18 protein-coding genes and 1 pseudogene are annotated in these 25,291 nt (G+C 40.6%); 10 read left to right on the top strand and 9 right to left on the bottom strand.

The genetic code is table 11. The features are described 5' to 3' along the window. Positions 1–97 precede the first annotated feature (97 nt). The 5 genes from FR932_RS04095 to FR932_RS04075 all read right to left on the bottom strand — a co-directional run bounded on the left by FR932_RS04095 (position 98) and on the right by FR932_RS04075 (position 7,736). Positions 98–1,036 (bottom strand): DUF726 domain-containing protein, encoded by a 939-nt coding sequence (locus tag FR932_RS04095; RefSeq protein ID WP_019439324.1) that lies wholly within the window; start codon positions 1,034–1,036, stop codon positions 98–100. 228 nt (positions 1,037–1,264) lie between these two features. Further along, complete coding sequence (locus FR932_RS04090) at positions 1,265–2,632, bottom strand: McrC family protein (RefSeq protein WP_240532312.1); 1,368 nt, start codon at positions 2,630–2,632, stop codon at positions 1,265–1,267. Between the two features lie 2 nt (positions 2,633–2,634). Then, entirely contained in the window at positions 2,635–4,737 is a 2,103-nt protein-coding gene (locus tag FR932_RS04085) for an McrB family protein (RefSeq protein ID WP_019439326.1), read from the bottom strand. Between the two features lie 367 nt (positions 4,738–5,104). Next, a complete protein-coding gene (locus FR932_RS04080) occupies positions 5,105–6,829 on the bottom strand; it encodes a class I SAM-dependent methyltransferase (RefSeq protein WP_019439327.1) in 1,725 nt (574 codons plus the stop codon). 106 nt (positions 6,830–6,935) lie between these two features. After that, entirely contained in the window at positions 6,936–7,736 is an 801-nt protein-coding gene (locus tag FR932_RS04075; protein WP_019439328.1) for a nuclease-related domain-containing protein, read from the bottom strand. A 145-nt stretch (positions 7,737–7,881) separates the two neighbouring features. On the opposite strand from FR932_RS04075, the gene FR932_RS04070 reads away from it, so the two are divergent. Continuing rightward, positions 7,882–11,070 (top strand): DEAD/DEAH box helicase, encoded by a 3,189-nt coding sequence (locus tag FR932_RS04070; RefSeq protein ID WP_019439329.1) that lies wholly within the window; start codon positions 7,882–7,884, stop codon positions 11,068–11,070. A 58-nt stretch (positions 11,071–11,128) separates the two neighbouring features. Here FR932_RS04070 and FR932_RS04065 read toward each other — a convergent pair whose 3' ends face one another. Then, the gene (locus FR932_RS04065) at positions 11,129–11,323 is read right to left on the bottom strand and encodes a YwbE family protein (protein WP_019439330.1); all 195 of its coding nucleotides are present in this window, start codon (positions 11,321–11,323) and stop codon (positions 11,129–11,131) included. A gap of 143 nt (positions 11,324–11,466) precedes the next feature. Here FR932_RS04065 and FR932_RS04060 point away from each other — a divergent pair, with 143 nt between their 5' ends. From FR932_RS04060 to FR932_RS21410, 3 genes are all read left to right on the top strand, one after another. Next, positions 11,467–12,372, top strand: coding sequence for a LysR family transcriptional regulator (locus FR932_RS04060; protein ID WP_019439331.1), 906 nt, complete (start codon positions 11,467–11,469; stop codon positions 12,370–12,372). Between the two features lie 176 nt (positions 12,373–12,548). Next, positions 12,549–14,525: an alkyl sulfatase dimerization domain-containing protein gene (locus FR932_RS04055; protein WP_019439332.1), complete on the top strand. Its 1,977-nt coding sequence runs from the start codon at positions 12,549–12,551 to the stop codon at positions 14,523–14,525. An 89-nt stretch (positions 14,526–14,614) separates the two neighbouring features. Then, the gene (locus FR932_RS21410) at positions 14,615–14,776 is read left to right on the top strand and encodes a hypothetical protein (RefSeq protein ID WP_155942361.1); all 162 of its coding nucleotides are present in this window, start codon (positions 14,615–14,617) and stop codon (positions 14,774–14,776) included. Here the strand turns inward: FR932_RS21410 and FR932_RS21600 are convergent. Next, positions 14,763–14,996: pseudogene (locus FR932_RS21600) on the bottom strand (DUF4158 domain-containing protein); the annotation flags it as partial. The gene FR932_RS21410 and the pseudogene FR932_RS21600 sit on opposite strands and share 14 nt — an antisense overlap. A gap of 405 nt (positions 14,997–15,401) precedes the next feature. Here FR932_RS21600 and FR932_RS04040 point away from each other — a divergent pair. From FR932_RS04040 to FR932_RS04025, 4 genes are all read left to right on the top strand, one after another. Next, positions 15,402–15,920, top strand: coding sequence for a hypothetical protein (locus tag FR932_RS04040; RefSeq protein WP_019439333.1), 519 nt, complete (start codon positions 15,402–15,404; stop codon positions 15,918–15,920). Between the two features lie 14 nt (positions 15,921–15,934). After that, positions 15,935–17,674 (top strand): LruC domain-containing protein, encoded by a 1,740-nt coding sequence (locus tag FR932_RS04035; protein ID WP_019439334.1) that lies wholly within the window; start codon positions 15,935–15,937, stop codon positions 17,672–17,674. Positions 17,675–17,922: 248 nt separating this feature from the next. Then, positions 17,923–19,434: a methyl-accepting chemotaxis protein gene (locus FR932_RS04030; RefSeq protein ID WP_019439335.1), complete on the top strand. Its 1,512-nt coding sequence runs from the start codon at positions 17,923–17,925 to the stop codon at positions 19,432–19,434. A gap of 240 nt (positions 19,435–19,674) precedes the next feature. Next, positions 19,675–20,169, top strand: coding sequence for a methylated-DNA--[protein]-cysteine S-methyltransferase (locus FR932_RS04025; protein WP_019439336.1), 495 nt, complete (start codon positions 19,675–19,677; stop codon positions 20,167–20,169). A gap of 22 nt (positions 20,170–20,191) precedes the next feature. On the opposite strand, the gene FR932_RS04020 is transcribed toward FR932_RS04025, so the two are convergent. Further along, positions 20,192–21,052 carry a sigma-70 family RNA polymerase sigma factor gene (locus FR932_RS04020; RefSeq protein WP_019439337.1) on the bottom strand — a complete coding sequence of 287 codons (861 nt, stop codon included), beginning with the start codon at positions 21,050–21,052 and terminating at the stop codon, positions 20,192–20,194. 394 nt (positions 21,053–21,446) lie between these two features. Between FR932_RS04020 and FR932_RS04015 the strand changes: the two genes are divergently transcribed. Both FR932_RS04015 and FR932_RS04010 read left to right on the top strand, forming a co-directional pair. Further along, on the top strand, positions 21,447–22,895 hold the full coding sequence (locus tag FR932_RS04015) for an HD-GYP domain-containing protein (protein WP_019439338.1): 1,449 nt from the start codon (positions 21,447–21,449) through the stop codon (positions 22,893–22,895). Positions 22,896–22,903: 8 nt separating this feature from the next. Continuing rightward, complete coding sequence (locus tag FR932_RS04010; RefSeq protein WP_019439339.1) at positions 22,904–23,956, top strand: aldo/keto reductase; 1,053 nt, start codon at positions 22,904–22,906, stop codon at positions 23,954–23,956. Here FR932_RS04010 and FR932_RS04005 read toward each other — a convergent pair. Next, a complete protein-coding gene (locus FR932_RS04005; RefSeq protein WP_151676824.1) occupies positions 23,931–25,286 on the bottom strand; it encodes a sensor histidine kinase in 1,356 nt (451 codons plus the stop codon). The two genes, FR932_RS04010 and FR932_RS04005, sit on opposite strands and share 26 nt — an antisense overlap. Between the last annotated feature and the right edge of the window lie 5 nt (positions 25,287–25,291).

Below are 25,291 nucleotides of genomic sequence, written 5' to 3'. Positions count from 1 at the left end.
GAGCATATCTATTATGGACATATCTATGCAACACATTATCCTTCACTCACAATAAAGTCTAATAGTTTCAGCTAATACCAGTTACCAACACAATTAATCAGCGCGATCTACAAACAGTATCCGCCAAAGCTTTGCCTACTCGTTCATTTTTAAAGTGCATGTGCCCAGATGAAAACGCGGATACATCCAGATTAATGACTTGCTTGGTATTATGGCTTTCAATTTTGGTCAGTCCGGCTGGTGTATGAGGGAAGATACCTTCTGCCCCATTGGCACCTTTCAATACATCATCATTATCGCTATAACAATTAATCAATTGTAGTTCGGTGTGTTTTGCCAATATAGGAGCCCACTGCTCAGCGTCTGCAGATACAGCACCCGCCAACAAATAACAGCTAGAAATGGTATTCGCATCAAGGTTTTTTAACGCCTCACAAGCCACCTTGGCACCTAAGGAATAGCCCATTAATATTGCGCCATGTAATTGCTTATCAGCTTGTACTGCGTTGGCTAAATCAAGGCCAGCATGTAATGTTTCATTAAACGATTTATGCCAATGCCCGACCAGTTTATCTGCGACTAAACCGCCAATCAAAGCGGCAATACCCGCAGGGCTCATATCCCGTGCAACCTTGGCCGCGGCTAACCATTTATCAGCGCTGTTATCGTCGTTTACGGTAGCCATACTTTCATTAGCACTGTTAATAGTACCGTCAATAGCAGCACTGCCATTACGCGCTATATCAATAATATCACCCGCATTCCAGCGTACATGGATAACCTTGTTTTCAGGGTATAATTCATCAACCACACTTAGCCAATCAGCTACCACTTCCCCCTCTTTAGAAAGGTAACCATTAATAATCAGAATGCAGGGTAAACGCCCTTCCCTCACGGTGACGAGCTTTATAGATGTTGCGTCCCTAACAACAAATTCTGCGCTACCTTGTGGTGTTAACAAGCCTTTTAATTGTTCACGTACTAGGTTTGATTCTGCATCTTCAGCTGCGTTAAATGTATCGAATAAACTCTTCACTAAAATATCCTAAGGTAATGACATCCATGTTAAATCTCGGCGGTCATTATAGAGATTATTATTAGACTGATAAGCCTATTCATACCAAAGACTGGGGATTATGTGATGGGTGGGAGGATAAATCAGTCGTTCGTAAGATCGTAACCACAACCCAAACAGTTCGCCATTAAGTTCGGTGGCATACAAATGATTAAGCCACACTTTGGGCAGAGATCGCCTTGATTCAGACTAGTGATTGATTTGATGTTCATGTGTTTCCTTTACTCTGGTAGTTAAAATATTGATGCTCGAAATCATTGACGTAAAACTAGCGCCTTGCGGTAATAGCAGTCGCTCTTGTCCTTCTTCTATTACAAACGGTACGACCCACAGTTTTAACTCGTCATTAAAATCAAAGCTATGCTCAACAGCTTCTTTGAAACCATTATGCTGCGGATAAATCAGCACGATATTACCTTTACCAGCGAGGTACTTATGCCCATAAGCAAACATTTGATACATATCTGCTTGCGAGATACCGTATTTATCTTTACCACTGCCATCAATCAGTTTCCATTTGGTATCTAATACAACATGAACACGCTGTTCTTTGTAAACAACCAAATCAGGCTTAAGATTAAACATATTTTTAGTATTATGAGTAACGAGATATTGCTGCTTAACCTGTCCACGTAATGTGAAACCATCAGCCATCTGCTTTTTCAATATACTTTCAACATAAGACTCAAAAACTGCTTCCATGGGAAACAATAAAGAAAAGGCGCTGTTAGTGTCTTTCATTGTCAGTGGTGAAAAACCATCGAGTATCAATTGTGCCCACGCTAACGGGCTTTGATAATACGACATGCCACGATCAAGTTTAACCTGCGCAAAGTCCTGTTTGATATTACGACTCACAGGCACTTCGTCAAATACAAACGTGAGTTCCCGTAACAGTTTTTGATTACGGGCTGAGCGAGTATATTTAGCCACTTTTTGTAACGCCGAGTGTACTAAGCGATTAACAGGACGGTCTTGTAAGAATTCATCGTATTCTACATAGAACTTGTGTTTGTTAATGCTGTTATGGCGGAGCTGTTTACCGACCAGTAACTTACCTTTTAAGAATCCGAGATTGTCTTGTTGTTTGACATAGTCACTGCGTAAACCGCGCTTAACCAATGTATTCACTGAGTCTAAAAACTGCGTGATAAACACCTCTAACAACGGCATCTTAGATTTACTGATATTGGCACTGCTGGTTTGGATATGGCGAAACGATCCCAAGGTTTTAAGCATGGTTAATAATGTCTGTCGGGCTTTATCCTCACCAACTTCACCTTCAAGGCGTTTAGCTATCTTGGGCAGAACTTCAATCTGCGTACCATCGGGCGTAAGGATCACACCGGCATAGTTATTCAGACGCAAGACTTCGGTACTGTCGATAATCTTTAGACTAAGAAAACGACTTTCAGACTCATCACACAGACACAATTGCTTAAGGTATTTAAACGCAGATTCAGAGATCTGCGTTATACGGTTTGATTTCGCCGCCTTTTCACCTTTACCCAGATGGCTATATTCAAAAACAGTGACGTTTTGTTTTACTTTTGTCACCACTATCTAGCCTCTCCGACACTAGTTAGTTTTGCAGACTCTTTAGGATATATACCTATGTATGCTTTAGGAGCATTCCATACTGAATTGTCACCATCAAACGGAGCTAACGCGTACGTGGTATTTTCAGTTTCATAACTGTCTAAGCCATGATCCAAACCAAAGATATCTCCGTATGATTGTGTTTCTTCCGTTATAAATCGTAGTGATTCATCTTTCTGGTTATCACCAAGTACTAAGCGGATCTTGTTCCAATCTTCAAAGAAGTACTCTTCAAGCAATGGAATGATTTTGTTTTTGAATACCGACTGTAATTCTTTAAATGCGGCAGCTTGATCGTCTTTATCCACCAGCGCTTTAACAGGCATAAAGAAAGCATGACCTAATGTATGCTCACGGTCGTACAGCACTTCAATGCGCTTGTTCATGGTTGCCAGCATGCGTTCTAAATCAATACCGTTAACGTTAATACCATTAAATAACGCGGTATTTGGCATCATTTCAACAAAGTCAAAACGGCGGCGTAAAGCGGTATCCATCATAGCCAATGAACGGTCGGCAGTGTTCATAGTGCCTATGATGTGGAGGTTGTTTGGTACTGAAAATAGTTCTTTTGACTGTGGTAACGTGACATCTAATTCTTCATCTCTACCTTTACGCTTTGATGGTTCGATTAACGTAATTAATTCACCAAATATTTTAGAGATATTACCGCGATTGATTTCATCAATAATCAAAACGAATTTATCATCCTTTTTTTGATGCGCATCTTCGCAAATAGATTTAAATACACCAGCTTCAACAGAGTAACTGACTTGGTCGTTGTCATTGGTTTTGGCGCGTAAACCTTCGACAAACTCTTCATAGCCATAGCTTTGATGGAAAGTCACAAAGCGAATACGATTCTCAGCAACGAGACGTTCATATTCTACTTTTAGTTCTTTACGACTTTCAAAAGTGAAACTAGGCTCAGCCGCTTTAACTGCTGCTTCAATAGAGTGATAAGTCTTACCTGTGCCAGGAGGACCATAAAGAATTTGGTTTAGTGTACTTGTTGACATTAATTCGTCCTTAGGTTCAATAAGACCTAATTGTTTACTAGCATCGATATATTGCTCATATAACTTAGGGAAATGATTAATACTCCAAGCCACCAATTCATCGAAGGACATTGCTAAACCATCTTCAATTGCAAGTAGATTAACTATCTCTGAACTCTGGTATTCACCACGAATAGTTTCATAACGCTGTCTTAAATCGCCACCAGTATTTACTGTATCAATTTTTAAAAACAAATTATCTGAGGAGATACCGAGCGTGATAGCAAGTTGTTCAGGACTAGATTGTTTGGGATAAATTTTAGCCCAGTTGTAATCTGCAAAATAGTTCCCCTGATTGACAGGGCTTCTTCTAATTTTAATATACCCTGCTGGAAATATTTCTTTCTGAAGCGCTTCAGCCCATTTCCCTGTAATGCTGTAAGCATCAACCAGTGATTCATAAGCTTGCTTTTGTTCACTATCTTCATGACGCTTGTTTGGTGTTCCACCATAACGTTTCAACAGCTCAAAGTGCTCTAGTTTATAACTCATATCTTCCTCATACATCGAAATACCAGCCCATAACTCGATCACACGCTTAGCTATATGGCATGTTTCTGTATTTAATTCTTTAATTTCAGTCCAGCCATTACTTTGAACTTTAATTCCAAAACCTTCATTACACTTTTCTTGTAAATACTGTTGAATTTTCACAGTTTTTACACCATGTTTTTGTACTTTATCTCTCGTTGAAAACTCTAATTTTAATCCACTGCGAGTTTTACATAAAGCACCTAGATCATCCAACTCCCTACTTTTGAAGATAATATTAATATTTTGAGGATCCGATCTAGCATTTACTGCAATGCCACCTAATTCACCAACTCGTTTTAATAAACGTAAATAATCAGTCTTTAAAAAATCAGTTCCCTGATCACCCACACGATCGAATATAGATAGCTGTTTATCAAAGTCTCTCCATTTTTCCCATTTGCCATCACTGACTTGGTTTTCGATATTATACTTTTCAAATTGAGACTGTAGCCAAAAACAAAAGTCATTCATTACAGGGATACCTTAAGATACAAAATATGATTTAAAAAGATGCTAACCTCATCCCTTTAGTTCTGGTTATACACTGTTTACATCACCCAGAAGGCAACGACATTAAAGAATAATGTTCGCTATAAAAAAGTAATTGGCTAGCGGTTAACTGATGCGTAAGAAATTCAGCTACACTTAATCACTATCTTAGTGTTTACAGATCATTTGCCTATTTCGTTTATAAAAAAAATCATAGAAATGATATATTTAATAAAAATAATTTAATGTTTTGAGTCGTACTGAGGTTGGAATAGCCGTAGAAGAATAAAATGGAAGGCATTATAGGAGCTATTTTAAATTAACAGCCCCTAGCAATATAAAAAAACTATTAACCCCACTCTCTTAACTGCTGCATTTCTTTCAGTCGCCCGCGCTGTAATTCCAGCGCTTCGAACAGATCATCGATTGAGGTGTTATTCGTCGTTAGCCCCGGCAAAGCTATATTAGCTTCAGCAAAGAAACGTATTGAGTCAGTTTGATCATCATTCCAAGCTTGCTGCCACCAGTCGGTGATTCGAGATCTAGCATCTTTAAGCTTGTTTGCTGTTGGTAGACTATCACTTTTCTGACCGTTAACTTTGCTGTCACTTGGGAGCAGATTCCACAGATCGTTATTCGGCCAGCGTGCGAACGGCATGCAATGATCAATGGCAAATTCTTGTTTTAAAACTTTACCAGACCAAACACATTGCTGGCTTTGTGTTTGTCGTAATACGTCAAAACGCTTTCGACTCTCTTCTGTAGAGCGTTTGGCCTCTAACCAATCTAATGAGCTGACTATTGCAAGTTGCTGCTCAGGGCTCTTATTACCTTGGTAACCTTGCATGGTTTTCATCCATTCACTAACCAGCACAGGTTCAACCCAACACGCATAACGTGCAAAGGCATTCCATACAGTTTCTGGTAGTGAGAACTCGCCCCATTGCGACAAGGACTGCATATCTAAAAACAAGCTATCTTTGGCGCGTACTGTTTTACTTTCAACTTCAAATACACTGACATCACTATTAGGCAAGGTTATATATTTGCAGGGCATGTTTTTTATGTTGCTCACCGCTGCCGTTAACGTCCGGTGTAATGCTTTAGCATCATCGCCGACAAACAGATGACCAATACGATAATCAGTTGCAGAGCGATGCGTTAGCTTATGCCAACCATCATCTTTCATGAAGCCCATATTCGGGCTTTTACTTGGGGTTTGGTATAAACCATGCTGGTCGATAAGTACTTTGTATTGATGGCACCAATATAACGCCACCAGCCCGACAGGTAATATCACTCGACTACCTTGCAAAGTATGCTCGCGACGAATAACTGCGCCAGGGTGTCCATCTGCAATCCGTAACAACACCCGCATTAATGCCAGTTTATGTGTAGCTGACTTACCATCATTTAATGCCACATGACGAATGAAAGGGAACGCACCCGAACCATCATCAGGTAGCTGTAATACTACAGTTTGCCAATGCACGGTATCACGACCAAGTTTATCGCTATCGTGTTCTGTTTTAAGCACAACAGACAAACCTACAGTCTTAGCCAATAACTCTAACTCTTCGGTACTGACATCATGCATTTTACGTTCATCACCACTAGGGCCATGACGCAGAGAAATAACTAATTTTGCACCGGGTTTAAGGAGATTGGCTAATTTGCGAATAGCGCGAGGACGGTCGCTTTTAGGTATATGCATCCACACAGCACTGAGCAAGATTAAATCGAAGCTCACTTCTTGGCGACTAACAACATCTAGCGCAGGTAATGAATCTTCCACCCACTTTACATTCAAGCCTTGAGTTTGTTGCTGGCCTATTTCGGCTAATAGCTTGGCAGGTTCAACAGCGACAATACTGATGTCGTTGGCTTCGCCTTGTTCTGCGAGGTATTTACTGTCACGCCCTGCCCCTGCACCCAAATCAAGAATTCGGGCATTAGATTTATTTAAAATGGCAGGTAAGAATTCAGCCCATGCGGCATGTACTTCCACAAAGGATTTTGATAAGTATTGATCTGCTAATTGTTGCGCATTAGCGTCATAGAAGTTGGCGTGCATAGCTAATCTTAACCTCAGATTTGAACACGTGAAGACCGAGATAGATTAGCATAATCAGTATTCTAAATATATATAGGTAGTTCGCTTTACTGTTAACGTAACATGTTCAATTTCCGATATATCTGCATTTCGGATAACTACTACAGCCAATAAAATCCTCGCCCGTTTTACGGTTCTTTCTTGCAACTAATCCGCTATCACAGCGTGGACAAATTCGTTTCACCACTGCTTTATCTTTAATTTGATGACTCTGTTGTTTATATTCGACTATTTCTCTCACATGTTTTACGTGCTGTAAATGGGTCTTTAACCCAGCTTGTAATTTCTTAGCCGATAACTGGTGAGCAAGTTCCATCATCTGCAGCTCACTGAAACAGACTTGCTGATGACTTTGAATAAAGCTTATTGCATCATTCACATAGCCGACATTGACAGGCATATCCGTTTTAAATTTAGCTCTAGCAGTAAAAACAACCACCGAATGTACGGACTCTAGCGGCAGTGCCAATAGGTCACGTAATGTCTCAGTATGTTTGTAGTTCTGCCTTAAGGGATTTTGAAATGATGATTTATGCTTATAGATCTGCTGTGTCCATTTAGTCTGTCGTTCAGAGCCAAATATCCAACCTTGCATATTTTTCGTTTCAATAACAAATATACCAAAGGGGGACAGTAAAATATGGTCTATTTGAGTCGTTCCATTGGAAGTTGGTAAAGTGACATTTTTGAATAATTGATATTGTTGGCGCTCAAGAGCACGCGTTAGCTTTAGATTGACGTACCACTCTCCGATCATACCTTTAACTACAGGTAGGCGGAATAGATTGACGACTAATACAAAAATAAGTACAAACCAATATTGGGATAGCGCATTAAGAAATAAATTAACGAAAAAATAAAAGTCCATGTACCCACCTAATAGAAAGCTTAGTGCCATTAATTACATAAAAATCACTTATCACCACAATATCATAAGCTAGATACTTTCTCTTGTTACTATCTGATATTATAGTGAAATATACTTCAGCAATGATTTTACATAGAAGGCTTTCATGAATAGCACTGGAATCTACGAACAACTCATCACCCAGTTAATTGAGCAAAATTTAAATCGAGATTCATTCTATGTAGGCGAGCGTCAACTCGAGACTGGAGAAGCTACGACTTGGTTATCACGTTTCCTTACAAAGTTAATCGAAGTTGTTATGGAATCAGTGCCACAAAGTCCTGACCGTATCTCTGAGCAAATCGAATTAGCCAATACTATTATTCATTGGTTGAGCAAGCATATTAAAGATCCAGAACTAATCTCTGACAACCTCCTTGATAGCCAAGGCCGGATCCTGACAGCCCTATTTGATAAAAAAAATCCTATTTCCGCTGATTTACCTAAATATGTTGAATCAATAATGCCATTAACAGGTCTTAGCCAAAGCGAGCTATTTAGTGGTAGTAATGCAGAGCCATCTATTGATAATGAATTACAGCGTGAAATAAAATCTTCTGACAAAATTTATTGGCTAGTTTCTTTTATCAAGTGGAGCGGCATTCGTATATTTAAAAGGGAACTTGAAGAGTTTGCTCGTAGTGGAAAGCAACTAAAGGTTATTACAACGTCTTATATGGGTGCGACAGATGCAAAAGCAATTGAGTTTTTAGCCGCACTACCAAATACTGAAGTTAAGCTCAGCTATAATACAAATCGTGAACGGTTACACGCTAAGTCATATTTATTCCTACGCGATACAGGATTCCATACCGGTTATATCGGTTCCTCCAACTTATCGCACTCAGCGTTAACCAGTGGTTTAGAATGGAACCTCAAAATAACGTCTCAAGAAATACCCCATATTATAGATAAATCGGTGAGTACCTTTGAAACCTATTGGGAATCCCCTGATTTTGAATCATTTGACGGTAAAGCAGAAAGTCGGGATAAATTAACCCAAGCATTACGAGAAGCAAAAGGTCACTTTGACTCTAGTACCACACAATACTATTTCGATATTAAACCCTATTCCCACCAGCAAGCTATTTTAGCTAAGTTACAAGTTGAACGAGAATTACACCAGCGCTATCGAAATCTGGTTGTTGCTGCGACTGGGACAGGTAAAACTATTATTTCTGCTTTTGATTTTGCGCGTTTTTATCAAGCGAATCCCAGTGCCAAGTTTATGTTTATTGCGCACCGAGAAGAGATCTTAAAGCAAGCACAAGGCGCATATCGTGGAGTGCTTAAAAATAGTACTTTTGGTGAACTCTGGGTTGGTAATAACAAACCAAGTAAATACCAACACTTGTTTGTCTCGATTCAAAGTCTAAATAACCAAATAAATACATTACAGCTTAGCCAAGATTACTTCGATTATATTGTTATTGATGAAGTTCATCATATTGCTGCCAATAGTTACAGAAGTGTATTAACGCATTTCCAGCCGAAAATTTTACTTGGTCTAACAGCAACACCTGACCGCCATGATGGTGAAGATATTTTAACTGACTTTTGCAATGTCATCGCGGCAGAGATCCGCTTACCGGAAGCGATAAATCAACGTCACCTATGTCCATTCCAATACTTCGCGATCGATGATAATACCGACTTAACTCGTATTCCTTGGTCACGAGGTCGTTATGACGTAGCGGAGCTAACTCGTTTATATACCTATAATGACCATAGAGTTATGCAGATCCTACAAAGCCTTGACGAGATTGTTACCGATATAAGTCAAATGCGAGCGCTCGCATTCTGTGTCAGTAAGGAACATGCCGTATTTATGGCACAGAAGTTTACTCTAAAAGGTATTGCTTGTGGCGTGCTGACTAGTGATAACAGTGGTGAGCGTGAGTTACAACAACAACGCCTAAAATCAGAACAAATCAATGTTTTATTCGTTGTAGATATGTTCAATGAAGGCGTTGATATTCCTGAGTTAGATACTTTATTATTTTTAAGACCAACAGAAAGCTTAACTATTTTCCTGCAACAACTTGGACGAGGCTTACGACTTACTGAGGACAAAGAGTGCTGCACCATACTCGACTTTGTTGGCAATTCACGTCCTGAATATGACTTCACACAGAAGTTTAGAGCGCTAGTCGGTAAAACCAATCAGTCTATCGACAAAGAGATTAAGCAAGGATTCCCACATTTACCTATAGGTTGTCGTATTGAGTTACAAGAAAAAACCCAAGCGATGATTTTGAAAAATATCAGCAATGCCACGCTCAATAAAAGTAGGTTAATAAACTTAATCAATAATTATCCGCATATAACGAGTTTGCCATTAACACTGACTAATTTTTTACACATTAATCCGAATTTTACTGTTGAAGATATCTATAAAATAAAACTCGGTAAGTTCGGTGGTTGGTCACGATTAGTAACACAATGTCACTCCATCATCGAACCAAATTTAACAGACGAATTAGCCAGTGCCTATTATCGCGCAATCAACAATCGATTACTGATATGCACCTCGGTATCTTATCTTCGATTTTTATTAAAGTTATGTAATAACAACTTTACCTTTAGCGAAAAAGATAACAGTGACAAGCAATTCCAATTATTTGCTCTTATGTGCCATTATGATTTTTGGGATAAATCAGGTCCCACATTAGGCTTTGATTCTTTATCTCAAAGTTTACAAGCACTAAGGCATCCACTTTTACAGGATGAGTTAAGTGAGGTTCTTTCACTATTAATTGATCGATTAGATATCAACGAGTTTGATATGCCTAATATGCAGAACTCAAGAATGCCATCATCGCCAATAAAAATGCACGTACGTCATCCAAAAGAACACATTCTAGTGGCGTTTGGTGATAGTCGTTTTGATAAGAAGTCATCAAGTCGTGAAGGTGTATTAAAAATTGCAGATATGAATGCCGAGTTGCTGTTCGTAACGTTGAACAAATGTGAGACTCAATTTTCTCCAACAACCATGTACCATGACTATGCAATCAGCCCTTGTTTATTTCATTGGCAAACACAGAACAGTGCTAAACCAACATCAGGTAAAGGCCTTGGTTATATTCAACAACAGCAGACCAATAAAACCATTTTGCTGTTTGTTAGAGAGCAAGCTAAAGATGAAAATGGTCGCACTATGGGGTTTGTTAGTTTCGGTCCTGTTACATTTGTTAAATCAGAAGGCAGTCAACCAATGAATATTACTTGGAAGTTAGCGCATGACATGCCTGCTTACTTATGGCATGAAACAGCCAAGTTAGCGGTTGGTTAGATAGACGCTTAAGCAAATACCCAACTTATAGGGCTCTCAATCCAGAGCCCTATAAACACTAATCCTGAATAACCTTAACTCTACCAACATCACCACTTTCTAAACGTACTTTAATACCGTGCGGATGATTCGCTGACTTAGTTAAAATGTCTTTCACAATCCCGTCAGTCAAGTTGCCGCTGCGCTGGTCTTGTTTCAGTACAATCGATACCGATGAACCTATTTGTATGTCTGCTCTGTTTGTTCCGCTCATGCTGTGTCCTGTTTAATCCATATTGAAGTGTACTGCTTGTGAGTTTGCCTTACGCTTGAACACGGGTCAATAACATTGACCTTTATATCGGTTTTACGATAAGTTGAATACTTAGCCCGCTAAAAAATGGATAGATAGCCGCCATGAGTAACGACATCCCCAATTTTAATTTATTGGCCGTGTTCGCCGCAGTCATAGAACAAGGCAGCCTGAGTAAAGCGGCAGAGCACTTAAACACCAACCAATCAACCATTAGTACCGCATTAGCCAGATTGAAGAAGGACATAGGCCAAGACCTGTTTATCCGCAGTGGCCGTGGCGTGGTGCCTAGCGCATACGCAACAAGTTTATACGCACAAATCAAAGATCCCATTCAACAACTGAATGCTGTATTTCAAGCGCTAGGCGAGTTTGATCCCGCAGAATCCACGCGTCAGTTTATGATGGCGGCACCAGAGCATTTACAATTAGCCATGCTCAACCAGTTAGCCCAACAACCAAACAACAACCTGACCTTAGAAGTATTCGAACAACCCTACGACGATGAAGACGTATACGAAGGGCTGTTAACACAAAAGTTCGATGTCATGATTGATATCTTCCCACCCCATCACCCGAATATTGCCTCGGTGAAACTGTTTGATGGCGAATTTGTGGTGCTGTGTCGCCAAGGCCACCCCAGAATTAAACATGCACTAACCGAAACGCAATACATGGCAGAAACCCATGCGATATTAGACCGAACGCGAAACAAAATGCTTAGCCTGAGCCACTACACCACCCTCGACGTCAGCAAGCGTAAAGTCGCCTATCACGGCGTATCCATGTTCAGTAATATGTTGTTGTGCAGCCAATCAGATTATCTCACTGCAGTGCCGCTCTCGATGGCATTACAATTTAAAGACCAGTTAAAAATGCAAATGTTCAAACCACCATTCGAATATAAAAATATATCCAATTACCTTATTTGGTTGAAAAAGTTTAATCACGAACCCAGCCACAAATGGTTAAGAGAAGAGTTAATCAAAGCAGCAAACAGTTTGTCGTAAAACTATCGTAAAACAATTTATCTTAAAAAATGTATCTTAAAACCGTCTATCTTAAAATAACCTATCGTAAAACCGATAGATCGAATTCGTATTAGCCTGTGTTTTCACATGAGTCAGGTCGCTATTATTAGCCTCATAAACTATTCAATTGTGAAACACACTATAAGGTCACTATCATGGCTAATACATTTAAGAAAATGGCTCTCCCTCTTGCGATTACTGCGGCATTATTTGCATCCGGTTTTGCTAACGCGACGCCTGTTACAGAAGCGACGTCAAAAGTAGGTCAAGAACTGCAAACGAGTTCTGCAGCGCAATACCAAAACATCGATCTTAATGCTCGCTACACAAGCGATGTGCTATTTGAAAATGAATCAAACCTATTTTGGGGTGAAGGCAAACGTATTAAAGTATTGTCTAAAACAGGTAAGAATATCGCTTACACTGCTGAATCTGAACACGTACACCCATCACTCACAAAACACAGCCGTAAAATGGATCAAGCAGTGCTCCAAGTAGACGACAATGTTTACCTTGGTTACGGTTTTGGTCTTGATACACCCGTGATGATTGAAGGTGATGACGGTATTATCATTATTGATCCAGGCGAATCAGTACAAATGGCCGAGTCGGTACGTGAACAGTTCCGTAAAATTACCAACAAGCCAGTAAAAGCAATCATCTACTCACATAACCACATTGATCACATATCTGGTGTGCGTGCTTGGGCAACTGATGAGCAAGTAGCATCTGGTGAAATTCAAATCATCGCACAAGAAGGTCTAACTGCAGCGGTTGCTAACTGGTCATCAAACCTAGGCACGTTGCTTGGTCAACGTACGTCTTTCACCGGCGCTAAGCACGTTGAAGAAGGCGAGCACGGTACTGTAAACGACGGTCTAGGTCCTCGTTTCATGCAAGGTGACATCTCGTTCATCGAACCAAACGTACTTATCCCATCGCTAGAGACGTTAGATATCACTATCTCTGGTGTTAAACTACAGATTGTTAACGTGCCATCTGAAACAAAAGATGAAATCGTTGTTTACCTTCCTGAACAAAAAATCCTGCACGCTGCAGAGGTTTTACAAGGTGAAAACTTCCCTAACCTACACACCATCCGTGGTACTAAATTCCGTGACCCAGCAATGTGGTTCAAAGGTATTGACGTAATGCGTGAATTTGATGTTGACGTCATGATTAACTCTCATGGTCGTCCAGTTGAAGGTAAAGCAGCAGTAGCTAACGTATTAACAGCTTACCGTGATGCGATTCAATATACGCATGACCAAACTATCCGTTACATGAACAAAGGGATGACAGCTGATGAGTTAGTTGAAGTTGTTAAACTGCCTAAACATCTTGCTAATCACCCATGGTTAGGTGAGCACTACGGTACTGTTGCACACGCTGTGCGTCAAATCTATGTTGGTTACATCGGTTTCTTTGAAGCAGATCCATGGCAGTTAGAGCCAATGGCTTACAATCAACGTGCTAAAGCATTCGTTGAAATCATGGGTGGTCGTGACCACATACTCAAAACGGCAGAAGCAGCTATCGCAGCAGAAAACTTCACCTTTGCAGCTGAAATATTGTCTTACCCAATTACAGTAAACAAAGACGATACCCAAGCACGTCAACTTAAAGCACAAGCTTACAAAGCATGGGCAGCAGATCAGGTGAACATCAACTGGCGTAACTGGGGTCTAAATGCAGCAGCTGAGCTAGAAGATACTCGTGACTTCTCGAACCTAATCAGCTTCGCATCTGTTGACGTATTAACAGCGCTACCAAGCAAGCAAATCTTTGAAATGATGACTGCTACGCTAATCGCTGAGAAAACATTAGACGTGCAAACGGCGCTAACGTATAACTTTGCGGATACTAACGAATCATTCACCATTGAAATTCGTAACGGTATTGCTCAATTACACGAAAAAGCGTTAGAAGGTGCTGACGTTCAAATCAACACAACACGTGCGGTATTGAACCAAATCTTAATGGCTGGTCCAAAAACGCCACAAGTTATCGGTAAGAATATGCAGTCTGGTGACTTCAAGTTTGCTAACGGTGACGTTAAAGCATTCGGTCAGTTCATGGCTTACTTCGACAAGCCAATGTCGCCACAAGAACTAATGCTAATCGTTCGTTAATTTGTTTTGACACTAGTTACATACAACTAGTTACATACAAAGAGTGATATAAAATAGTAATATGAAAAAGGGACCTTCGAGGTCCCTTTTTGTCATCTGCAGATAGCATGGCTACCGCGGTGGTCATTATCATACCTATATTGCAGGTTACTCGCTCAACTGTCTTGATAGCCTTAAAAATGCACCTTGGCCATGAAGGTACAGAATGCTTGAAAGAAGAAACCAAACGAGTACTCATTGTCTTGCAATAAACGTCTGAACATTAACTGGGGCTTGTGCAATATCAGAAAGAAAGGTGCCTAAAAATCTAACCTATGTTAATAGCAGAGCAAACCCTAATCGATTCTTATTACCACGACGTTTTAAAATGAATGTCATGTCTGCTTCATCGAGATGGAAGTAACGTGTGAACTGAACTTCGTTAGGCTCACCACAAAATCGACCATATTGAGATAAGAGACTCTCAAAGATGCTGGTGTTAAAGTCAGTCGTACTTTTAGCGACAAAGGCTCTTGCTCGAAAGGGTCTTGAACTGTTACGGATCAAAGTAGAGGATGGCAATGTCATCTTAGTAAAAAAATTGGATCGTCTTGGCCACTCATCTTAATTCCTCTATTTACAGATAATAATTCCCCACAAAATGAAGACCACCTTATATTTCACTTCGCATTTTGCATTGCAAAATGCATTGCAAAATACAAATCAATCACAATCACACCTAACATAAATCATAACCCCCTGTTTAAAAATAGAATTTAGACTTGGCACTTAACTTGCTAACTTTTTGTAAGGTTCAAGGTAAACGTAAACTTGTGTGTGATGTATAACATCTTGTTTTTACATTTACCGATAATAATAAAACAAGGTGATACAACGATGATAATAAAACAAGGTGATACAACGATGATAAAAACTCCTCTTTTGTTTTTAATTGCATCCACATTACTTGCTGGTTGTGGTGATGAATCAAGTTCTCCTTCTGGTTCTGGTTCTGGTAGCGCAATAAATCCAGCGTCAACACCTACAGAATTTGAAAATACAATTATCCCTGAAGGTTTTAATTGGGAAATGCAAAATTCACAAGCAGTTAACTTTAAACACGTCAGTAATATTACTCAACTTAATGGTACCCCTCTTAGTATTGCGGGTAAGTATTATGTCGAAATCTATAGCATTGATGAAAACAACAAGACCAGTGCCGCGCCCTTCTTAAAAACCATCTCAAACATACATGGAGAAGCAAGCGTATTACTAACAATGTTGAATTCATGGAAAGGCATTAAAGTAAAGACCCGCATTAATGATTTAGTGTGCATCAATACACTATACAAAGAGCAAATAGCAGCAACACAACTGCTTGGCTGTGACGTCGTTCTTGAATTAGAATCGCTATAAAGGTAGGTATAGATATGCACACATTTAAATTAAATAAACTATGTAGTCTTGGTCTACTTGCACTATCAAGTTCCGTCTTTACGCATTCTGCATTCGCTACTGCAACACAAGAAGGTACCGTTAACAATGGTAACGGTACCTTTACCTATACACAAAAAATTAATGCAACAAGTACACTTCCACATTATAACCAATCAATTGCAAGTCCCGCGACAGGAGGGTTCGGTTTTTATTCTGGGTATAATCAAGATTTTGGTTGGCAACACAGTTTCGGTGACATTATAACAAATCCGTTAATTCAAATTCAAAGCGCCACCTTGATGATACGTGCTTATGATGTTGATTCAGAATCATTCCATGGTACGAATGGTGAATATGATGGTATTGCTGTTGATGGCGTTGATCTGAACCCTGGATTATTACAGGGTACAAATAATACCTGGTCTGAAACCTCATTTGATTTACCTATATTTTCAATATCAGATGATGGGCTAATTAATACGTTCATGGATGCTGATATGTATAACATATCAGGAACCATGAACTGGGTAACACAGCTTGATTACAGTTTATTAACTATCACCTACCTAGAAACAACTAATAACCCACCATTAAAACCAGAATTATCCATGTCTCCATCGAGTTGTGACGCTACAACAGCGAGCGATCTGGTTGCTTCAATCACAGGTCCAACACCAGCCGATCCTGATGGCGATAGCGTAAGTTACTTATATCGTTGGTTTGTGGATATAGGTCAAGGTAGTGTAGTTGATGATGAGGTAGCAGGTAAGACAGATCACCAAGGTAACACTGTATTATCAACTCAGACTATAGATGGGGAAACATGGCGTGTGCAAGTTACAGCTGTTGATTCAAACGGTCTAGTAAGTGATCCTGAATTCTCAACATGGATCTCGATTGATACCGATTGTGACGGTGATGGGGTCGATGATGTGTACGATGATTACCCAGCCGATCCAGAGCGCGCATTTAACAATTACAACCCTAGCGCGACGTTAGTATTTGAAGATTTATGGCCAGAAAAAGGGGATTATGATTACAATGACTTTGTCATGCAGAATGTATTTAATACCATTACTCATGCCTCAGGCGCTGTAAAAGAAGTCGCTATCGCAGGTAACGCTGTTGCACGTGGTGCAGGTTATGCAAATGCCTTTGCAATTAGTTTTCTAACAGATACATCTAATATTGAAAGCTCATCGCTCACCCTTGATGGTAACTTAAGTACACTGACCCCTGAAGCCGGACATACTGGCGAAGCCGTTATCGTACTCATTGACAATATATCCAGTGTATTACCATCAGGTACTTACTCGTTCTACAATACCCAAAATGGTGATGACAGACCGCTAGTGCCAATTGAGTTCAATGTTGTATTTGAAACTCCAGTTCCAGTTCTAACACTTGGTGATGCACCATTCAATCCGTTCATCTATCGTGTAGCAAACCGTGGACTGGAAATACACATGTCAGATCGAGCACCAACGGACTTAGCCGACCTGACACTATTAGGTACGAGTGATGATGCTTCGGATCCGAACACAAATTCTTATTATCAAACAGCAAATGGTCACCCTTGGGCACTTTATGTTCCATCTATATGGACGCACCCATATGAATATATCGATGTCCTACTTGCTTATCCACAAATGCAAGTATGGGCTGAAAGTGGCGGTTCAACAAACCCAGGCTGGTTTGCCTATCCAGACACAACACATTGTTGGAAATGTTAAGCTGTAAATAAAACAACCCTAAGTTAATTGAAGCGACCCTCAATAGTTGGATAACCAATCATTGAGGGTCTTTTTTATATCCTAATATAATTCTCAATCAGAATCCCCTCGATAAATACTCACTAGTTACAAAATGGACAAATAATAGCTGCAACCACCACATAATAGGTAACAATCAGATGACTCTAATTAAGTTCAATGTTATTTTGTTTTATTAATCGATGATTTACACATTAATAGGTAACTTGATGGCTAACAACTCTGCGCAATTCATTTCATTAATAAACAGCAAAGGTGAATATACTTATGCGAACACTCAATACAGTGAGGCATTAGGGTATGCACAAGATGGATTATTAGGAAAAAACAGCCGAGAGTTAGACTCTTCAACCATGCCTGCCGCTGTTATTGATGAAGTGAGAAAGACCTTAGCACAAGGTTTCTCATGGCAAGGTATTATCTGTCAAACGACCCAACGCGGTAAAGATATATGGTTAGATACCTTTATCACTCCGCAGTTTGAAGACGGTAAAATAGTCGGTCATCAAGAAGTCAGCAAGCCCGCGACACCACAAATGATTAACCGAGCAAGTACTGTTTACAAAAAGCTGCAAGGCAAAGGCCTGTTGTTTGAGTTTACCCGTAGCCAACGCTTTATCTTGTTAACCTTGGTCAGTGTTCTCGCGCAAATATTTATCTATATCAATTTTGGTTTCGCGACGTCATTAATTGCCTTAGCTTCCGCGGTTACGCCGATGCTAATCTTCTGGCAAGACATTATCCCAATGGCACAAAAAGCCCAACGCATGCAGTCCACTTTTGACAGTGTTAGTCGTCAGGTGTATTTCGGTAAAGGCACCGCCAGCGTATTCGATTTCAATATGGGCATGCTGAAAACTAAAATCAAAGCCATTTTAGAACGTACATTAGATTCGACCAAACCAGTACAAAACGTCATTGATACAGTTTCTGTTGGTACTAATCAGATCCGTACTAACCTGGTTAATCAGCAACAAGAATTAACTGAAGTCAGCACGGCCATGTCGCAAATGCTCACTTCAACAGACGAAATTGTCCGTAACAGTGTCGAAACAACGGATGAAATCAACGCCACCTTTAATTTGTGTGCCAAAGCGCAAAGCGGTATCAATACCACCACAGTCGAAATCAAACAACTCGCAAAAGAAGTAGAACAGGCATCTACAGCTGCTGACAAGCTAAATACCGAAGCTCAGAATGTCGGTAGCTTGATGACAGATATTCAAGCCATTGCCGATCAAACGAATCTGCTGGCATTAAACGCAGCGATTGAAGCAGCACGTGCTGGCGAACAAGGCCGTGGGTTTGCCGTGGTCGCAGATGAAGTGCGTACGTTATCATCGCGTACTCAAGATACTGCCAAAGACATTCATACCAGCTTATCGACCATGTTAGAAACCATTAATGATTGGTTAGTGATGATGAAGAAAAACAAAAACAATGCGGATTTGTGTGTCGAGCAAGCTGAACAATCAGATCAAGCTATCGCGATCATCCACGAAAAAATGCAGCAGCTTTCGCAACTATCAATGCAGATAGCGACCGCCGCTGAAGAACAAAGCGTGGTATCAAACGAGATCAACAATCACGTCATGGATATCAAACAGGGATCAGAGCTTAACTGGCAGCACACCGATACCGTTGTGACTCAAATGTCGGAATTGAAGACGGATATCAATGCTATTAGTAACCTGGCAAAGACCTTTATTCCAGCAAACTAAACACGATAAAATAAGTCATATACGGCGCAACGTCATAGCATTACAAGTGATATAGTGAACATAACCAGTCATTAAGATGCGCCGTACTTATGCTGGTATTCTTGCTGGCAGTCTTTGCGAGTTGTGCTCACAATTTATTAACCACGCTTTCATTTATCCGATCTAGATAACAACATTTTTTGTAGTTTTAAATTAAACTTTAGGTATCTAACACCCGATAGTTTAAGTTGTAACGCCGTTATGTACTACGATAAATTCACCGTCTATTATACCTCTGCCACTGGTGAGCAAGAATGTCACATTATTTTAGTGGGTGACGATGCAGGCATTACCCAACTCATGATCGATAATGGCACTAAACCCATCCAAATTTCAGCCGACTGGCTCCATTCAAGTACCTATTTCAATGAAGCCAAGCAGCAACTGCGTGAATATTTCACTCACAAAAGAAAAGTGTTTGAACTGATATTAAATCCGCTAGGCACTGTATTTCAACGTCACGCTTGGCAGCAACTAATCAAAATTCCGTATGGGGAAATACGGCGCTATAAAGACATTGCAGCAGGCCTGGGCAACCCGAATGCATCACGTGCAGTTGGTATGGCGAATAACAAAAACCCGATCCCCATCATTATTCCCTGTCATCGTGTTATCGGCGCTAATAATAAGTTGGTTGGTTATGCTTATGGCTTGGAATTAAAGCAGCAATTATTAGCGCTTGAGTTATCGCATTAAACTCCCTTAACGATTAAGTCACTTAACAGTTAGAGATGTAATCATGCTGCTGAACACTATTAATTAATAATTTTGGCTTTAGTCGTCTCAGGTTCGTGCGAATGATAGTGCGGGCTTTTTCGCGCGATATTAATAAGCGTTCGCCAATACGTAATAAGCTCAGAGGCTCTTCACCTGTTAACCCAAATCGTAATTCAATAACACTGCGTTCAAGTGTTGGCAGATTTTCTAATAACGCCAACAGATAGTCACGGGTATTGCCGATTTCTATTTCGTCACCCGGTGTGTTCGTGGTCTCATCTTCAATAATATCGCCCAGCGTCGTCACTGAATCGTTATCCGTCATCATGCCTTTGTCTAAACTTAATTCACTAAAGTAATAAGACAATACATCCATCACTTCTTCAACATCGATCTCTAATACTTTGGCAATCACGACCAAGTCATTATCACTGCCAACGTCAAGCCCCATTTCTCTGGCTACTTTAGCAATACTTTTATGCATTTTACCAACATGGATAGGGATACGGATCGTGCGCGCGTTATTCATAATACTGCGCTCAATATTATTCTTGATCCACCAAATTGCATACGTTGAAAAACGATAACCTTTACTGGCATCAAACTTCTCTACTGCACGGATTAACCCGGTATTACCTTCTTGGATAATATCAACCAAAGGGATCGAACTATATTGATAGCGCTTAGCCACGCTGATAACTAAACGTAAATTAGCTTCAATCATTTCGTTCTTCGCCCGTAAATCCCCTTCACCAACTGCAACTGCAAGTTCGTATTCTTCTTCTTTTGTTAATAATTTACGGCCTTTATTGACCTGTTGCATATAAACGTCTAATGCATTTGATTCATGAGATATATCCATTTTTCTCTTTCCTAATAAAGTAATGACGACTTAGCCTTACACCCAATCAAATTAAATACGGCAACCTTAAGTACTAGAAAAGTATTAGAACACTCAACATTACCAATAACTAGGTACCTATAGCGTTGTAGTAAGGTTATGTGACAATGTTTCACGTTTGTGTGCACAAGATCAAAAAATTGAAATGTAAAATGTCTGGTCGGAGCAATGCCAGTTGCTAAAAATGGCTACCAACACCTGTAAGCTGTTGATTTAAATAACCATTAGTTATTTTATGAAGTTACCGCTAACTTCTTTGATAAATCATAAAATCATAGCGAATAAGGACCATGGCATATCGATAAAAAGTCCGTATACTGACGATAGTCTCAAGCTAAGGAATGCACCTATAACGATGTTAACACTAACAAAACAACGCGCTGCGCTACACTACTTCTTCGCCGCCGTCATATTCAGTATTTATGGTGGTCGTGTATGCCCATTTATTGAGTCCATTTCGATTTGGCAGACGAGTGCCTATTCATTTATCACGTTCACCACGCTATTTTTGCTCAGAACAAAGTTGATCAAAGATCGCGTCGGTTTTAAAAACGTATTGCTAGAAGTCAGTCTTTTCCTTGTTGGCGCAATCGCGCTTTCTGCTTGGTATAACAGTTATTATGACTTTCCAGTTGAAAGCGGCTTAAAGGTGCTGTTTGGGATTGGCAGTTTAGGGGCACTCATTAGTCTCGATTTAGCGCTGCAAGCGCAAGTGAAACACTACCCACACACCGAATACCAACACCTACCAGAAAAAATGATCCACATGCGTCATTCTATTGCCAGCCAACTTGCTGCTTTGGTGGTGTTTATCGTGATGATGTTGACTACGATCTTAGCCATGATCATGATTAAAGATGTGCGCTGGTTAACCGAAAATATCGGTCAAATAGAAGAGCAAGCGGCATTAGTGAGTATCATTAAAGAATTTGCCTTTGTCGCTGTGGTACTGATTATTTATACCTGCACCATCATGTACCACTGGTTGCAATTATTACGACTGCTATTAGATAACCAGCAACGGGCTTTGATCGCGGCTGCCAATGGCGATCTGAGTGTGCGCGTACCGGTTTCACATCAAGGTGAACTGGGTATCATTGCGTATTACACCAATGATATGCTCGGTAAGCTTGCGCAAAGTAAAGACGAAGTAATTCAAACTCGTGATGTGGCGATTGTCGGTTTATCAGCGCTGGCTGAAGCCCGTGATAATGAAACTGGCGGGCATATATTACGTACCCAAGAATACGTGCGAGCTTTGGCGATTCAACTACAAAATCACGTTAAATACCGTGATTACTTAACTAATGAGACGGTTGATTTACTCTACAAATCAGCACCGCTACATGACATTGGCAAAGTCGGTATCCCCGATGCCATCTTACTGAAACCCGGTAAGCTCACCGATGACGAATTTACCATCATGAAAACCCATGCAATGATAGGGGCAGAGTCCATAGCCGTGGCAGAAAAACAAATGGGCTCAAACAGTTTCTTGGCTATCGCCCGCGAGATCGCCCTTAGTCACCATGAAAAGTGGGACGGCAGTGGTTATCCTTATCAATTAAGTGGTGATGATATTCCATTATCAGGACGTTTGATGGCGTTAGCCGATGTGTATGATGCACTGATCTCTAAGCGAGTTTATAAACCGGCCTTTAGCCACGATAAAGCCAAAGAAATTATCTTAGCGGGTAATGGCAGCCACTTTGATCCAGCGGTTGTTGAAGCATTTGTTAATTGTGAACAAATGTTTGTTAGTATTGCCCTAACCTATAACGATGAAAAACAACAAGCAGCTTAAGGATGACAATGCAATTTTCAATACTTGGTAGTAGTGGTTTGTCAGTATCTCGCGTTTGCTTAGGCAGCATGACGTGGGGTTTTCAAAATAACCAACAAGATGCCAATCAACAAATCGACTACGCCCTAGCGCAAGGCGTTAACTTTATCGATACCGCAGAAATGTATGCCGTGCCACCGTCTGCTGATACCTATGGTAAAACCGAGACTATTATCGGCAATTGGCTAGCCGCCAACCCACAGCGCCGCAAAGACATAGTATTAGCAACTAAAATTGCCGGTCCGGGTTTACCTTGGGTACGTAATGGCGCGCCGATCACGGGTGATGCAGTCGTTGAAGCAGTTGACGCGTCGTTAAAGCGTCTACAAACCGACTATATTGACTTGTTTCAATTGCACTGGCCCAATCGACCTAACCCGCATTTTGGTCGCCATACGCCTAATGACACTCGTTTCAGCGACATAAATACCGCAGATCATACCGCGCAAATGCTGGATATATTAAAAGGCTTACAACGTTGTGTTGATGCTGGTAAGATCCGTTTTTGTGGTTTATCAGATGACACCACTTGGGGTATTAATACCTACCTAAAACTCAGCGAGCAACACACGTTACCGCGCATGGTATCGATTCAAAATGAATTCAGTTTGCTGCATGCCAAAGACTGGCCGTATTTAATTGAAAACTGCGTGCATGAAGACATTGCGTATTTACCGTGGTCACCACTGGCAACGGGTATGCTATCAGGCAAGTACTTAAACAATGCGCGACCAGAAGGCAGCCGCTGGACATTCTCGCAACGCAATAAACTATTTAGAGACACGGAAGCAGCCCAGCTAGCGACAGCTGAATATGCCGAGATTGCCCATCAATGTGGCATCACCCCAGCGCAATTAGCCTTAGCCTGGTGCGATCAGGTTGATGGTGTCACCTCGACCATTATCGGCGCGACAACACAGACGCAGCTAATAGAAAACATTAACGCCTTTGCAACCCCGTTAACACCGCAAGCATTAAACGATATTAATGCTGTGTTTAAGCGTTATCCAGCGCCGTTTTAATGTCATTCGGGGTATTAAAGTTAACCGTCACTTTATGCCCTGAACTTTCTACTAATCGTTGATGATGCCAGTTAAAACGCGCGGTTAGTTTATCGGTTAATTTAACCCCTAAACCAAAGCCCAAATCTTGACTATTAGCGCCTGCATTGCCAACATTATCTGCAACTGCATCATCCAGATCATCATTACTGTTCCGAATAACAACCAGGCCTTGCTGCTGATTAATCGTCACCACACCACTTTGAGTATGCTGAAATGCATTACGCACTAAGTTAGCTAATACAATACGGCAAGCTGTTGCGGGTAATTCAACTTGCCATTCACTGGTATTAAGCTCCACAATGACTGACTTTCCACGTAATAAATAATTCAAATCGTCGACTGTTTGTCTGATCAATTCATCTAACTTAACGCGTTCAAGCGTTAACGATAACGACTCATCTCGGCTCAGCCACAACAAGGTCTCAGTCAAATGACTCATAGTAAAACCAGCCCGTTCAATACGCTCAATCACTTGCTGTTGTTTTACAGTCATCGGCGATTTAGTGTTTATTTTATTCAATAACTCGACATTAGTACGGATCACAGCAATCGGGGTTCGTAACTCATGACTGGCATTACGTAAAAACTCATGTTCACGATCAAGGCCTTCTTGTACCGAATTAAGACTATCTTGTACCGAGCTCAGACTATTATGGACAATCTTTGCTAAGGTATTCAATTCTTTGTACTTAAATTCTGGCGGAGGCTGTTGCAAGCTTTCGGCATTTAATGACTTGGCCCAATCGCGTAATGCTTCAACTGGCGAGGCCACACGGCGCATCACCATGATCAACAATAAGGCAAAAACCACAATACCACTGATACCAAATACCGAGATCCAAAAAAATTGCGAACCTGGCCCATCGGACAAGCGCGCATGCAAATCACCTTTATAGGTTTTATAAATATACAGTAGTTGCCCCGGTTTCGTTTTCATCACCATGACAAAATGCACCGCATTAGGTGGTGAAAAGAAGTCGTCTTTCACGACGTATTTATTAAACTCAAACATCGCAGTCGGCGGAACGGGAAAAATATCACGGGCTTCAGTAGGTAAATCTTGCCAGCGACTGGCGACATGGAAACCCAGTAACATAACCGGCTTACCGTCCTGTACTGCTAAACCTTCGGTATCAGCAACTTCAACCATGGTGCCACGTAACACCGAATCCATGCCTTCAACAAAATAGTTCACGGTGAGCGCCGAAAACGTAATCGCCATACTGACACCAAGGAACAACATAGCCCCAAGGAAATATAATCGTAAACTGGGTCTTAACTTCATCATATAGC

It is taken from the genome of Moritella marina ATCC 15381 (assembly GCF_008931805.1).
Taxonomy (GTDB): domain Bacteria; phylum Pseudomonadota; class Gammaproteobacteria; order Enterobacterales; family Moritellaceae; genus Moritella; species Moritella marina.
The sequence above is the reverse complement of the archived record's forward strand: the minus strand, read 5'-3'. Positions and strand labels throughout refer to the sequence as shown.